This window comes from Mycobacterium shunyiense (genome assembly GCF_058270075.1).
This window is the reverse complement of sequence record NZ_JBZDPU010000039.1, coordinates 87,790-100,247: the sequence shown is the minus strand read 5'-3', so window position 1 is coordinate 100,247 and position 12,458 is coordinate 87,790. Positions and strand designations below refer to the sequence as shown.

Sequence of the window (12,458 nt, the reverse complement as noted above, 5' to 3'; positions counted from 1 at the left end):
CACCAGGTGAAAAGAACCCAACCACCGCAACAGCGGCATCACCACATTCACACTGAGTGCGTGTCTGCTCCGCGACACGCCGCCGCGCGGCGGCATTTTGCGCACGTTCGCGTCACGATGACGGTGTGAGCGAAACCGTCGTCGTCCGCGTCAAGCCCGGCAGCCGCAAAGGCCCGCTGGTCGAGGTCGCCGATGACGACGCTCTCACCATCTACGTGCCAGAACGCGCCGTCGACGGCAAGGCCAATGACGCCGTCACCAAATTGCTTGCCCAGCATCTGGGTGTGCCGCGCAGCCGCGTGGAGTTGATCTCCGGAGCGACTGCGCGGCTCAAGCGTTTTCGGGTCAGCTGAGCGCCGGCGAGCGTGCGCAAAACACTACTCAAAGGCGGCGCGGCGGGCAGCAGACACGCACGCTCGCGGTGCAAATGGGCCTGCGTTAGCCCAGGTTGCGGTTCCACTCCAGCCAGCCGATGCCGGTACGCCCGTCGGCGGTGCGAACCTTCGCCCAGGCGCGGGGGAACTGACTGATGCGACCGTCCGCAGCCACCAGCAGTACCGGCGCGTGCCCCTGGATGTCGACAGTCGCCTCGATGTCGCCGGGCTGCAGAGTCAGCGTCGTCGACACCGGCAGATCGTCGGCACCGACCGTGTATTGCGCTGTCACCGACTGCAATTCGACGAGCGGTTCACCGTCGCGCTGCGAATAGCCGATACCGATCGGTGGCATTCCGGAGATCCGGATGTCCACGCCGTGCAGGTGGGTGCCGTCGTCGAGATGGATGGCACTCCACACCCAATTCATCGACCACCAGTCGCGCACACCCCACGAATGATCACGCTGACCCGACACTGCCTTGATGTCGAACGTCTGCTCCCCGATGGTCACCGTGCCCGCGACCGTGCAGGGAATCTCATAGCGCGGCGTGATGCGGTACTGGTACGGAGTTCCGGCTGTGGTCCAGGTCAGGTCCATGGTCACGTCAACCGGCCGACCGGTCTCGCCGCGCAGCAGCGCCGCCGGATCATCGTGAGCCTGCCCGGTACCCGACGCCGTGACTCGGTAGGTCTTGAGCGGTTCGACCGGTTGCAGGCTCAGCTCGACCCCGTCACCCTTGATGAGCTCCGGTTCGGCCGGTACGGCATGAAAGTCGTTGAGCGCCACGGTCGGCATGTCCGGACCGCAGAACAGCACATTGACCCACGCGGTGTCCTGGTTGGGGATCAGGCCCAGTCGGACCCAACCGCCGAAGCCCGCGGCGGGATCGGTGAAGTCGAAGTACCAGCTTTCGTTCCACAGCTCTTCGTCGGTGGGCGGGTGCGGATGGTCGTCCTCGGCGGCGGGCACCAACGGCTCCGGAACCGAGGGCGGCGCAAGGACGTCCAGTGCTCCGGTATCCAGAACATGGCTGCAGTGCCGGTCGAGCATCGTCATGAACATGTGGTCGCCGCGTTCGGTACGTTCCACCAGCATCGAGGAGATGATCGCCATCATCACGCCGAAGAAACTCTGCCGGCGCACGCCGTCGCGCACCTGATCGAGCGTAAGTGCCGAGTCCGAGCCCAGCGCCTGGTGATACGCCGCCAGCAGCTCGTCGTAGTGCGCGCGGCGCTGTTCGACGGGTAGGGCGCAGCCGATGAAATAGGCGACATCGGTGAACGCCGGTCCTTTGGTGACGGTCTGCCAGTCGACCACCGTCAGTGCCCGGTCCGCACCCGCGTCGCCGAACAGCATGTTGTCGAGTCGATAGTCGCCGTGCACCAGACCCTGAGGCCGCTCGGAAGCGCCTTCGTCGGCCAGGTAGGCGTCGAAACTCTCGACGAGTCGTTCGCATACGTGGCGCTGCTCCGGCGTGATCTGCCCCGCGTACCGCTCGACGAAGGCCGCGTACAGACCCGAAATCAGCGCCTGGTTGACCGGTGCCTCACGATTGAGCCATTCAGCCTGGTCCAGGGCCTCGGCGCCGGCCTTCGACCCGTGCACGCGACCGAGCTCGGTGAGCGCCACGGCGGCCTGTTCGGCTGTGGCGCCGCGGATCTCGTCACCCACCACAGCGGGAACCGCATCGCCGAGCAGCAGATCGAAGGCACCGGTCTGGGTGTCGATCGCGGCGTGGTAGCACGGTGCCACGGGCCCGGGCACCAGGGCGGGCGCGATGTCGGTGTAGAACCGCACCTCGCGCTCGTAAAGTCCCAGGGACAGCCCGGTCCGGCGGCTGTTGGGATCGGTGGCGGCCACCTTGAGCACCACCGAGGCGGGCCCGGCGGCGTCGCCGGCGTAGCTCAGCGCGACGCGGTAGCACTCGCTCATCTGGCCGGTGCCGATCCGCTCGAAAGTGAATGCGCTGACTTGGCCGGCACCGAGGGCAGCGGTCAGCCAGTCACAGGTCAGGTCTTCGGGGCGGTCGAGTAGGGCTGTCTGAGTCGGTTGCACACAGGCAACCTAGCAGTGTTCCGGATCACACATGACAGGTGTCAACTAATGGTGTGCCGCCTTGGCATGACCATGGGCACAGGCGTCCGGCGGGGTGGGCGCCACATCCAGGGCCGGGTTGCGGTCGAAGAACCCGAACGGCTTGAGCCAGAACGACACCACGTCCACCGGCATCACCGGCCAGTCCTCCGGACGGGTGATGTGGTGGATGCCGAACACGTACCACAGCACCACGTCGGTGTTGTCGATCGACCGGTCGGCCTTCGTCCACTCACCCAACCCGGTATCGGCCACCGACTGGTTGACGAACTCCCCCGCCGGCCAGCGCTCGTCCGGCTGGTTGGGGGTCACCCACAGCGTGTGGGCGATGACATTGGCGCGCTGAATCACCGGCGAGGCGGGGTCGAACATCGCCGGGATCGCACCGGTGGGAACCAGCTTGTACGACGGATGGGTCCCCAGGCCGTTGACGACGTTGGTATTGACCACCTTCCAGGCCCGCTGGGTGGCAAAGTTGACGTCCTGTCTGCCCTCCTGCTCGGTGCGCAGCGCCTGATTGCGCACCACCAGTGACAGGCCGTACGGATTGTCCGGGCTGATGGGTTCTGCGTACGACTCGGTCATGTAGACCGTGTTGTCGGTGCCGTCGACATCCAGATCCAACCGGGCGATCAGGAAGTGCTGATGGAACGGCGCGTAGGTGCGCTCGTCAACCAGCGTGCCGTTCTTCGGCGTCGGCCCGGCCGAAAACGGTGTGGTGACCATGATCCCGGTGGCGCGGACCTCGCACTCGATGTTGCCGTCCTGGTACAGCCGCCAGTACACCAGATATTCGTAGTTGGCGACGGTGACGTGGAAAGACAGTGTGAGTCTGCGCATCCGACGTACCTCGGCACCCGCGTCGTGGTCGACGTGCTTCCACAGCACGGCGTTGTCTTCCTCGTGGATGCAGATCGCGTTGGTGATGGTGTACGGCTCACCGCTGCTGTTGTGCAGTACCGCGTCCAGATAACGGATCTCACCGAGGCAGTCGCAGCCGAGCTCCAGCGAGGTGGTCATGAATCCCAGACCCCACTCGCCGATGTCGAACGCTGTGCGCCGGTAGTGATCGACCGAGGAATCTCGGTACGGCACCACCATCTCGGCGAACGACATCCGGTGTGCCACCGAACGATCCACGTCGCCGTCGCGGTACCGCACGGTGTGCAGGGTCATGCCCTCACGATGGTTGAACCCGATCCGCAGCGACCAGTTCTGCCACCGCAGCAGGTTGCCGTCCACGGTGAACGAGGGGCCGTCGGGCTGCGTGATGTCGAGCGGCTTGAGCGGGTCCCGGCGCGATGCCGCCCGGATCCGTTCCGGGATGTGTCGCGGCACGTATTCACCCATCACGTCGGGCTTTTCGGCGCTGCCGTCATCTTCGACCCGCAGCACTTCCATGCTGTTGATGTCGATCACGCAATGGAGACCGCTGACCGGGTGCGCGTATGGATTGGCGCCGGCGGCCTGCTTGTACCAGGTGTCCGACCAGCCGATCCGCCGGTCACGATATTCGGGTGGCGCGACGGCGTCGCCGTAGGTCCAGGTGTCCATGAAGACGTTGTCGAGGTCGGTGATGCCGCGTCGGGCCAGGGCGGCGATCACGTCGGGGTGCCGGCGCAGCACCTCGTCGCATTCGACGAACTCGTCGACGGTGAAATTGGCCTGGACACCCGGAACATGGTCGAAGTTCTCGACCCGGTCGTCGGTCAGCGACACGACGCCCTTGTACGTGGCGTTGGCCGTCCGCTCCAGGCAGATCACGGCCGCGCGCCGGGCTGGAGCAGCACCACCACCGTCGAACGCGGCCAATTCGACCTTGGACGGCTCGACGAGTTCCACCGAGGCAACCCGCCAGCCCGCACCCACTCCGCGCTCACGCCGCAATATCGCCGCTACCGCACGAAACTCGTCGGCGGACAGCGGATCCAAGGGGTAATCCACGTCAAATACGCAACCACACCGGAGGATTCCGTGCAGCGAATCGCTCAGAGTGGATCAGACGAACTCAGCGCTCGGCGAGGGTGAACCCTTCCCAGGCCCGGCGTCGCACCGACCGCGGGTCGTATTCGACGCGGGGCCTGCGGTCGAATACGAACACCGCGCGGTCATCGCTGTCATAGGCCGGCCAGCCCGGGCCCGGCTCGCCGGACCGGCTGAACTCGCGCCACCGGCGCTGCACGTCTCGGCTGACCCGCCGGGCCGACGTGCGATCACCCACGGCGGTCAGCAGCGCGCCGTAAGTCGTGTGGTACGTGTCGAAGACGGCCAGCAGTTCCATCGCGTGCGTCGCTCCGAGCCCCGCCCAATGCAGGGTGCGGGGCGCGTAATCGTAGCGGTACACGTAGGTCGGTGCATGCTTGCTGTGCGCCTCGGCGATCTGCCAGGTGGCCGAGGCGAACGCGAAATCACCACCGAGGCGCACACAGGCCGCGCTGCTCGGATAGTCCGGGTAGGCCGCGACGATCCGACGGCGGTCCTCGGGATCGGTACGGGCGAACAACTTTTCGATCATCGGCTCATTGGTCGGCAGCAGCGGGAGGAACCGGGTGAACAGCCGGCCCTCGTCGGCGTTGTTGCCGACGATCAACGGCACCCGGTGGGCACTGCCCTCGGCCATCGCCGTCACCGGATCGACCGGCAGATACTCCGTGCCGAATGTCGGGCCGACCGGAAACGCCCCCGGCATGTCCGTCTGTCCACGCATGATCAGTGATTCCAGCGCCCGGCCCAGGTCCGCGGGCCTGGCGGACATGAGTGCGGCAGCCGCCGATCCCCCATCGGGACTGACCAATTCGGCGAGCTGATCCGCGAGCCGGGCCGCGGCATCCATGGAGCTGACCATCCCGCTGGCCGGGCTCTCCGAGATCACCTGAGCGAACAGTCCTTCGGCCTCCGGCACCGCGAGCAGTGTCGCGACCGCGTGGGCGCCCGCACTCTCACCGAAGATCGTCACGTTGTCGGGGTCTCCGCCGAACACCGCCACGTTGTCGCGGACCCAACGCAGGGCCAGCACCAGATCACGCAGGAACAGGTTGTCCTCGATCGGATGGTCGGGAGTCGCCAGCGACGACAGTTCGACGCAGCCGAGCATCCCCAGCCGGTAGTTGACCGAGACGAACACACAACCGCGGCGAGCGAGCGCAGCACCGTCGTAGACGGGCGTGGCCGAACTGCCCATGATGTAGCCACCGCCGTGCACGAAGAACATCACCGGCAGCGGACCGTCGGAGTTCGGCTTTTCCGGCGCCACCACGTTGAGGGTCAGGCAGTCCTCGCTCATCGGCTGGTGCTTGCCCACACCGACGAGCGTGTACCGGCGTTGCTGGGGCGCGCAGTAACCGAACCCGTGGCAATAGCGCACACCCGGCCATGGCTCGGCAGGCTCGGGTGCCCGCAGGCGCAGCGGCCCGACCGGCGGTTTGGCGTAAGGGATGGAACGCCAACGATGTACGCCGTCACGCGTGAACCCCTCGACGATGCCGGTACTGATCTTTGCCCGGACAGTCCGCTCGTGCATAGACCGACCGTATCGAACAACACCAGTGGGGGCGGACACGCGGTGGGCGTGGCATGCGACCGCTAGCCTTGCGGGTATGCGAATCGCTGTGACTGTTGGGGCTGCTGTGCTTTTGGCGGCGCTCGTGGCGGCCTGCTCACCGGGAGGGGGGCACGAGACGCAGCCGAACTCGCAGCCCCGGATGTCGATGCCGGCCGGCGCCCCGCACACCAAGATCACCACAACCACCACGACCACCACCTCGCCGCTGCCCACCACGGCGCCGGATCCGGGTACCCCGATGAACCGGGTGATCAAGTGGGTCGAGGCGGGCACCCCGGCCGACCCGTCGGGCTTCCATACGGCAACGCGCGAAGGTCAATCCACCAATCTGGGTGACGATGTCGCGTTCGTCGCTCCTTCGGGCAAGGCCCGCTGCGCCACCGACAAGATGGCCGAAGGCCAATTGGCGTGCCTCATCCAGGCCAGCGGCCTCCCCTCGAAGCCGTCGGACGTCGAGGGTCAGTGGATTCCCGGCTGGGTGGATTTCGGCGGGGAGACCGTGGATATCGGCTCGCTGCACGGAGATCCGGGCCGGTTCAACTACGGGGACGGCGCGGAACTGGCCGCGGGCAAGTCACTGGCCTTCGGCGACTACCGGTGCCGCGCCGACGACACCACCCTGGTGTGCGTCAACTACGCGCACCAGTCCGCGGTGCTGCTGAACTCGTCGGGCGTCGAACCGTTGGGCTGTCTCAAGCCGGTCCCACCGCCGGTGGGCGTCGGGCGTCAGCTCAGCTGCCCGCCCGACTAGCGCCAGCCGTCGGCAGCCTTCGCGGCCTGTAGCAACGCGTCACACAACTGTCGCAGCTCGTCGGCTGCGGCACCCTCGTCCACCGCGATCGCGACATCCTCGGCCGCACACCGGACCTGATACACCCGGTCGGACAGCTGGGCGGCCTCGTCCGCGGAGAGCACCACCGAATCCGGGGCCAGCGAGGTGCCTTTCACCATCGCGCGCTGTTCGTAGGCTCGCTGCCGGCAGGATTGCCTGCAATACTGGCGACGCCGGCCCATCTGCGCATCGGCGACCTCACGACCACACCACCGACAGGGTTGCGGACGATTCTTTCGGTGGTGGTGCGCCATGGGTCCCGACTGTAGACTGCCCGACGCCGCGACCCGCGTATCATCGATGGTCGAGTCGGGAACTTCGCAACGCCGTGCTGCGTTGATACATCCGGACAAACGCCGAACAAGGAGTGTTGACGATGGCTGATCGCGTCCTGAGAGGCAGTCGCCTCGGAGCCGTGAGCTACGAGACCGACCGCAACCATGACCTGGCGCCGCGTCAGGTCGCGCGCTACCGCACCGACAACGGTGAGATATTCGACGTCCCGTTCGCCGACGACGCCGAGATTCCCGGCACCTGGCCCTGCAAGAACGGCATGGAGGGCACCCTGATCGACGGCGACGTGCCGGAGCCCAAGAAGGTCAAGCCGCCGCGTACCCACTGGGACATGCTGCTGGAGCGCCGCTCCGTCGAGGAGCTCGAAGAACTGCTCAAGGAGCGCCTCGACCTCATCAAGACCAAGCGTCGCGGTAGCTGAACCCGATAAAAAACCGCGGCCATGCCCTAGTGGGCATGGCCGCGGTTTTTTCGTCGCCGCCTAGCTGCGCACCACGCCCCTGGCGCGGTCCAGGCGCCCGCGGATACCCCACTCCGCGACCTTGAACATCGCCTCGCGGATGTTCGAGCCACTCATCTTGGAGACCCCGAGCTCACGTTCGGTAAACGTGATGGGCACCTCGACCACCTTGAAGCCGTTGTTGATCGCACGCCAGGTCAGGTCGATCTGGAAGCAGTAACCCTTGGAGTCCACCGCGGACAGGTCGATCTTCTCCAGCACCTCCCGCCGGTACGCGCGGTAGCCGGCGGTGATGTCGTGGATACCGACACCCAGCAGCAACCGGGAGTAGGTATTGGCGGTCTTGGACAGCACCAGCCGCCGAACGGGCCAGTTGCGTACCGTGCCGCCGGAGACATAGCGCGAACCGATGGCCAGGTCCGCACCGGCGTCGACCGCGTCCAGCAGCCGGCTCAATTCCTCCGGCGCGTGACTGCCGTCGGCGTCCATCTCGACCAGGACCGAGTACCCGCGGCCCAGCCCCCAGGCAAAGCCGGCCAGATAGGCCGCACCCAGACCCGCTTTGCTGGTCCGGTGCATCACGTGCACACGATCCGGGTCGGCCAAGGCCAATTCATCGGCCAGCTTGCCGGTGCCGTCGGGGCTGCCGTCGTCGACCACCAGGATGTGCACCTCGGGGCTGGCGTGATGAACACGCCCGACGATCAGCGGCAGATTCTCCCGCTCGTTGTAGGTGGGAATGATCACCAGGGTGCGCTGACTCGGGCGTTCACCGTCCCGGCGAGGGCTGGATTCCCCCGGCCGCTTCGCTCCGTCACCAGGGACTGTCATGTGGCTCCTTCATCGTCGCGGGCCTTCGCCGGTGCGACGCCTCATTCTTTGCACGAACCCTCCATTGTGCAGTATTGCGGCGAGCAACGCCCCAAATCCAATCGTGACCAGCGCCACCTGCAAAGCCGGCCCCCACTCGGTGGCGGGTGTCAGCTCGGTTTTCAGCCTGACCTGGCTGTCCAGATAGGCGGGCTGGAAGAACTCGGTGCGAGCCAGCTCACGTCCGTCGGGCGCGATCACCGCGCTGATCCCGGTGGTCCCGGCGACCACGACGTACCGATCGTGCTCGACGGCCCGCAGTTTGCCGAACGCCAGCTGCTGCGCACTCATGCTCTCGTCGAACGTCGCATTGTTGGTGGGCACCGTCAGCACCTGCGCGCCGCTCAGCACCGATTCCCGCGCAGCCCGGTCGAAGATCACCTCCCAGCAGGTGGTCACCCCGATCGGCACTCCCGCCGCATGCACGACGCCGTTGCCCTCACCCGGCACGAAGTAGCCGGCCCGGTCCGCATACGACGACAGGTGCTTGAAGAAGCTGCGCCACGGCAGGTACTCGCCGAACGGCTGCACGATCTTCTTGTCGTGGCGCTCCCCCGGCCCGTGTTCCGGATCCCAGACGATCACGGTATTGGTGGCGACCGGGTTGTCCGCGGCGTACCCATCGGCCTTCGTGACGGTTCCCACGAGGATCGGCGCGCCGATGGCGTCGGCGGCCGCGGTGACCTGCGCCGCGGCGTCTGCGTTGGCCAACGGATCGATGTCGGAGGCGTTCTCGGGCCAGACCACGAACATCGGCTGCGGTGCCCTGCCCGCCCGGACGTCGTCGGCCAGTCGCTGCGTCTCTTTCACGTGGTTGTCGAGCACCGCACGGCGCTGGGCGTTGAACTCCAGTCCGAGCCTGGGCACATTGCCCTGAACGGCGGCCACGGTGACAGTCTGCTCATCGCCTGCGCCGGTCCCGGAATGACGGACCTGCGGCCACAACAGTGCGGTGGACAGCAGCACCACCGTGATACTGAGACCGGGCAACATGACCGCAGGCGCGGGGAACCCCGGCTTGTGCCCGTGACGCCACCACTGCGCGATCTCCAGTGCCAGCAGCGTCGCGCTGAAGCCGACGAGCGCCACCGCGAACGACAGGAGCGGGGCGCCGCCCCAGCGCGCGATGGCGAGCAGTGGTCCGTTGGTCTGGCCGAATCCGACCACGCCCCAGGGAAATCCGCCGAACGGCACAGTCGATTTGAGCCACTCCTGGGTACTCCACAGCGCCGCGAACCACAACGGCCATCCGGGCAATCGCCTGACCACGACCGCCGACAGACCGAAGATCCCGCAGAACACGGCCTCCATGGCGGCCAGTGCCAGCCAGGGCATCGCGCCGACCAGACCGCTGATCCACGGCAGTAGCGGGATGTAGAAGGCCAACCCGAACAGGAATCCGTAGCCGAAGCCGCCGGCGAGGGTAGTGGACCGGAGGGTCAGCACCCAGCCGATCAACGCCAGCCCGACGAAGGCCGCCCACCACCAGCCGGTGGGTGGGTAGCTCAGGCACAACCCGAGTCCGCCGCCCACCGAGGCGCTCAACTGCGCCCACCGCGCCGCGGCGGCGCGGCCGAACCGCGACGCCCGCACGGTCACCACGGACCAGCGATCAGGCGTGCCCGCCGCGGTGAGGCGGTACTCGCGCTCCTCGGGTTCGTCGTCGGGATCGATGTCGGCCACCGGATCGCCGGTGACGTCCTCATCCAGTTCGCCGAAGGACTCGTCGTCGAGTGCGTCGAGTTCAGCGAGTTCGTCTTCCTCGATGGCCGGGATCACGTCGGTGGTCTCGTTGGGCCGCGGGCGGCCCAAGCCATCCGGCCGCGGCGCCCGGGAGCGCTCGGATCGGTCTCGGGGACGCTCACTGCCCATGAATGACGACACCCCGGTGGACGGTCTGACGACAGCGCGGCAGGTCCGCATCGGCGGCCAGCCGCGGCAGTGCGGGTACGCGTGACCGCGGATCTGTGGACCAACGCTGGACGGCGTTGGCCGGCGCGCTGACCTCAAGATCGTCGGCATCCCACACCGCATAACTGGCAGCAGCGCCGGGTGTCAGCGTCCCGGTGACACCATCGCGGACCCCACCGGCCCGCCAGCCCCCACGGGTGGCCGCAGCGAACGCTGCACGAGCCGAAATGGCGCTGCCTGCGCTGCGGTGCGACACCGCCGCACGCACGGTCTGCCAGGGATTCATGCTGGTGACCGGGGTGTCTGAGCCGAACGCAAGGGGCACGCCTTCGGATGCTAACAGCGCAAACGGGTTGAGCCGGTGAACTCGGTCAAGCCCGAGACGCTGGGCGTACATGTCTTCTTCGCCACCCCACAGGGCATCGAAGTTGGGTTGCATGCTGGCCATCACGCCCCAGGCCCCCAACTGGGCGGCCTGCTCGGCGTTGACCATCTCCAGATGCTCCAGACGGTGACCGCAGCGGGCCACGGCCGGGCCGCCCAGCCGCTGCGCCACAGCCTCGAATCCCTCGACGACCGCGGCGACCGCGGCATCGCCGATCACGTGGAACCCAGCCGGGATTCCGGCCTCCGTGCACGCCTGCAGATGTGTGGTGATGGCACTGACGTCGAGATAGGAATTGCCGCAGGTGTGGGGTGCGTCGTGGTACGGCTCGTGCAGCCACGCGGTGCGCGAGCCGAGGGCGCCGTCGACGAACAGGTCCCCGGCCAGGCCCCGCGCGCCGGTCTCGGCAATCAGGTGGCGGGCATGTTCGGCGTCGCGGGCCGGCTCGCCCCAATATCCGACGACCTCTACTCCGTGCTCCAGCGCGCGCAGCTCCTGCCAGTCCACCAGCCCGCCGATCTGCGGGCCCGCGCATTCGTGGACCGCGGCAATCCCCATCCCGGCAGCGTGGTCGAGCGCCGCGAGGCGGGCGTCGTGTCGTTGCTGCGCGGTGAGCTGTTCACGCGCAGCGGCGCGCACCAGGTGATGCGCCTCGGCGCTCAGCGGGCGCTGCGGATCGAACCCGACGGCCTCGGGCAGCGCGGGCGCCAACCGGCGCAGCGCTGTGGTGGCGGCGGCGGAATGCACGTCCACCCGGGCCAGATAGGCGGGCCGGTCGCCCAGCACCGCGTCGAGATCGTCGGTGCTCGGGCCCGTGCGCTCCGGCCAGCCCGACTCGTCCCAACCGTGTCCCCACACCGCCCCCTCGGGATTCCGGCGGGCATAGTCACCGACCAATTGCAGGCACTGTGCCAACGAGGTGGCCCCACGCAAGTCCAGGCCTCGCAGATTCAGCCCGGTGGCGGTCAGGTGGACGTGGCTGTCGACGAACGCCGGGGCGACGAACCCGCCGTCGAGGTCGACGACCTCGGCATCGGGAAACTGTGACCGGCCGACGTCGTCGGTCCCCAGCCACGCCACTACCCCGCCGCGCACGGCGAATGCCGTCGCGTCGGGATAGCTGGGGCTGTGGATACGCCCGTTGATCAGGAGAGTGGTCAAGCTTTTCGGCTGGCGGTCAGGCCTTGGGAGGCAGACGGTACGGATCGACGTCGTTGACGTCGATTACTTCGCCGTCAATGTAGTCGCCCGTGCCCCGTCGAAAACCGGCGGCACCGGTCGCTGCGCCGAAACCAACCGGGGCGGCGACGATGAGCGGCACTCGCCGGGCGACCAGGCCGGTGAGCACCGGCCGTGCGGCTGCCCGCGTGGGGGGCAACAGCAACAGTGCGCCGGCGACCGAGCTGGCCAGTCCGGGAATCACCACCAACACGGTGCCCAGCGCCACCAGCAGGCTGTCGGACACCGCTCCCTGGGGATCGGACAGGCCACCCGAAAGGCCCGCGCGCAACCGGCGGATGTGCCGGTTGAGCTGCGAACCCGCCAACACCAGCCCGATCACGAACGAGGCCAGCAGCAACAGCACGGTGTAGCCGAACCCGATGGTCGCCACCAGGGCGACCATCACGGCAACCTCCAAGAGGAGATAGATCAGAAACAGCCGCTTTGCCAT

10 protein-coding genes and 1 pseudogene are annotated in these 12,458 nt (G+C 67.4%); 3 read left to right on the top strand and 8 right to left on the bottom strand.

The genetic code is table 11. The features are described 5' to 3' along the window. Window positions 1-125: 125 nt before the first annotated feature. Window positions 126-353 carry a DUF167 domain-containing protein gene (locus AC4ELH_RS30515; RefSeq protein ID WP_448443034.1) on the top strand — a complete coding sequence of 76 codons (228 nt, stop codon included), beginning with the start codon at window positions 126-128 and terminating at the stop codon, window positions 351-353. Between the two features lie 85 nt (window positions 354-438). Here AC4ELH_RS30515 and AC4ELH_RS30510 read toward each other — a convergent pair whose 3' ends face one another. The 3 genes from AC4ELH_RS30510 to AC4ELH_RS30500 form a co-directional block, all read right to left on the bottom strand. Continuing rightward, complete coding sequence (locus AC4ELH_RS30510; protein ID WP_498888517.1) at window positions 439-2,433, bottom strand: DUF7064 domain-containing protein; 1,995 nt, start codon at window positions 2,431-2,433, stop codon at window positions 439-441. A gap of 45 nt (window positions 2,434-2,478) precedes the next feature. Continuing rightward, window positions 2,479-4,416 (bottom strand): primary-amine oxidase, encoded by a 1,938-nt coding sequence (locus tag AC4ELH_RS30505; RefSeq protein WP_498888515.1) that lies wholly within the window; start codon window positions 4,414-4,416, stop codon window positions 2,479-2,481. 64 nt (window positions 4,417-4,480) lie between these two features. After that, window positions 4,481-5,992: a carboxylesterase/lipase family protein gene (locus AC4ELH_RS30500; RefSeq protein WP_064880960.1), complete on the bottom strand. Its 1,512-nt coding sequence runs from the start codon at window positions 5,990-5,992 to the stop codon at window positions 4,481-4,483. A gap of 76 nt (window positions 5,993-6,068) precedes the next feature. Here AC4ELH_RS30500 and AC4ELH_RS30495 point away from each other — a divergent pair, with 76 nt between their 5' ends. Then, window positions 6,069-6,785, top strand: a complete 717-nt coding sequence (locus AC4ELH_RS30495; protein ID WP_064960625.1) for a hypothetical protein — start codon at window positions 6,069-6,071, stop codon at window positions 6,783-6,785. Here AC4ELH_RS30495 and AC4ELH_RS30490 read toward each other — a convergent pair. After that, entirely contained in the window at window positions 6,782-7,120 is a 339-nt protein-coding gene (locus AC4ELH_RS30490) for a hypothetical protein (RefSeq protein ID WP_064880956.1), read from the bottom strand. The two genes, AC4ELH_RS30495 and AC4ELH_RS30490, sit on opposite strands and share 4 nt — an antisense overlap. Before the next feature lie 122 nt (window positions 7,121-7,242). Between AC4ELH_RS30490 and AC4ELH_RS30485 the strand changes: the two genes are divergently transcribed. Beyond that, window positions 7,243-7,581: an RNA polymerase-binding protein RbpA gene (locus tag AC4ELH_RS30485; protein WP_064881086.1), complete on the top strand. Its 339-nt coding sequence runs from the start codon at window positions 7,243-7,245 to the stop codon at window positions 7,579-7,581. A gap of 81 nt (window positions 7,582-7,662) precedes the next feature. Here AC4ELH_RS30485 and AC4ELH_RS30480 read toward each other — a convergent pair. From AC4ELH_RS30480 to AC4ELH_RS30465, 4 genes and pseudogenes are all read right to left on the bottom strand, one after another. Then, window positions 7,663-8,397 (bottom strand): annotated as a pseudogene (locus tag AC4ELH_RS30480) (polyprenol monophosphomannose synthase); the annotation flags it as partial. 63 nt (window positions 8,398-8,460) lie between these two features. Then, the gene (lnt, locus tag AC4ELH_RS30475) at window positions 8,461-10,362 is read right to left on the bottom strand and encodes an apolipoprotein N-acyltransferase (RefSeq protein ID WP_110777041.1); all 1,902 of its coding nucleotides are present in this window, start codon (window positions 10,360-10,362) and stop codon (window positions 8,461-8,463) included. After that, on the bottom strand, window positions 10,352-11,947 hold the full coding sequence (locus tag AC4ELH_RS30470) for an amidohydrolase (protein ID WP_498888512.1): 1,596 nt from the start codon (window positions 11,945-11,947) through the stop codon (window positions 10,352-10,354). The genes lnt and AC4ELH_RS30470 overlap by 11 nt, the downstream gene beginning before the upstream one ends. A 16-nt stretch (window positions 11,948-11,963) precedes the next feature. Next, on the bottom strand, window positions 11,964-12,458 hold the full coding sequence (locus AC4ELH_RS30465; protein WP_064880952.1) for an FxsA family protein: 495 nt from the start codon (window positions 12,456-12,458) through the stop codon (window positions 11,964-11,966).

What these genes read in the sequence shown, in the direction of transcription:
- AC4ELH_RS30495 (WP_064960625.1), top strand. Translation starts at nt 6,069, where the DNA reads ATGCGAATCGCTGTGACTGTTGGGGCTGCTGTGCTTTTGGCGGCGCTC.
- AC4ELH_RS30490 (WP_064880956.1), bottom strand. Translation starts at nt 7,120, where the DNA reads ATGGCGCACCACCACCGAAAGAATCGTCCGCAACCCTGTCGGTGGTGT.
- AC4ELH_RS30500 (WP_064880960.1), bottom strand. Translation starts at nt 5,992, where the DNA reads ATGCACGAGCGGACTGTCCGGGCAAAGATCAGTACCGGCATCGTCGAG.
- lnt (WP_110777041.1), bottom strand. Translation starts at nt 10,362, where the DNA reads ATGGGCAGTGAGCGTCCCCGAGACCGATCCGAGCGCTCCCGGGCGCCG.
- AC4ELH_RS30485 (WP_064881086.1), top strand. Translation starts at nt 7,243, where the DNA reads ATGGCTGATCGCGTCCTGAGAGGCAGTCGCCTCGGAGCCGTGAGCTAC.
- AC4ELH_RS30465 (WP_064880952.1), bottom strand. Translation starts at nt 12,458, where the DNA reads ATGGCAAAGCGGCTGTTTCTGATCTATCTCCTCTTGGAGGTTGCCGTG.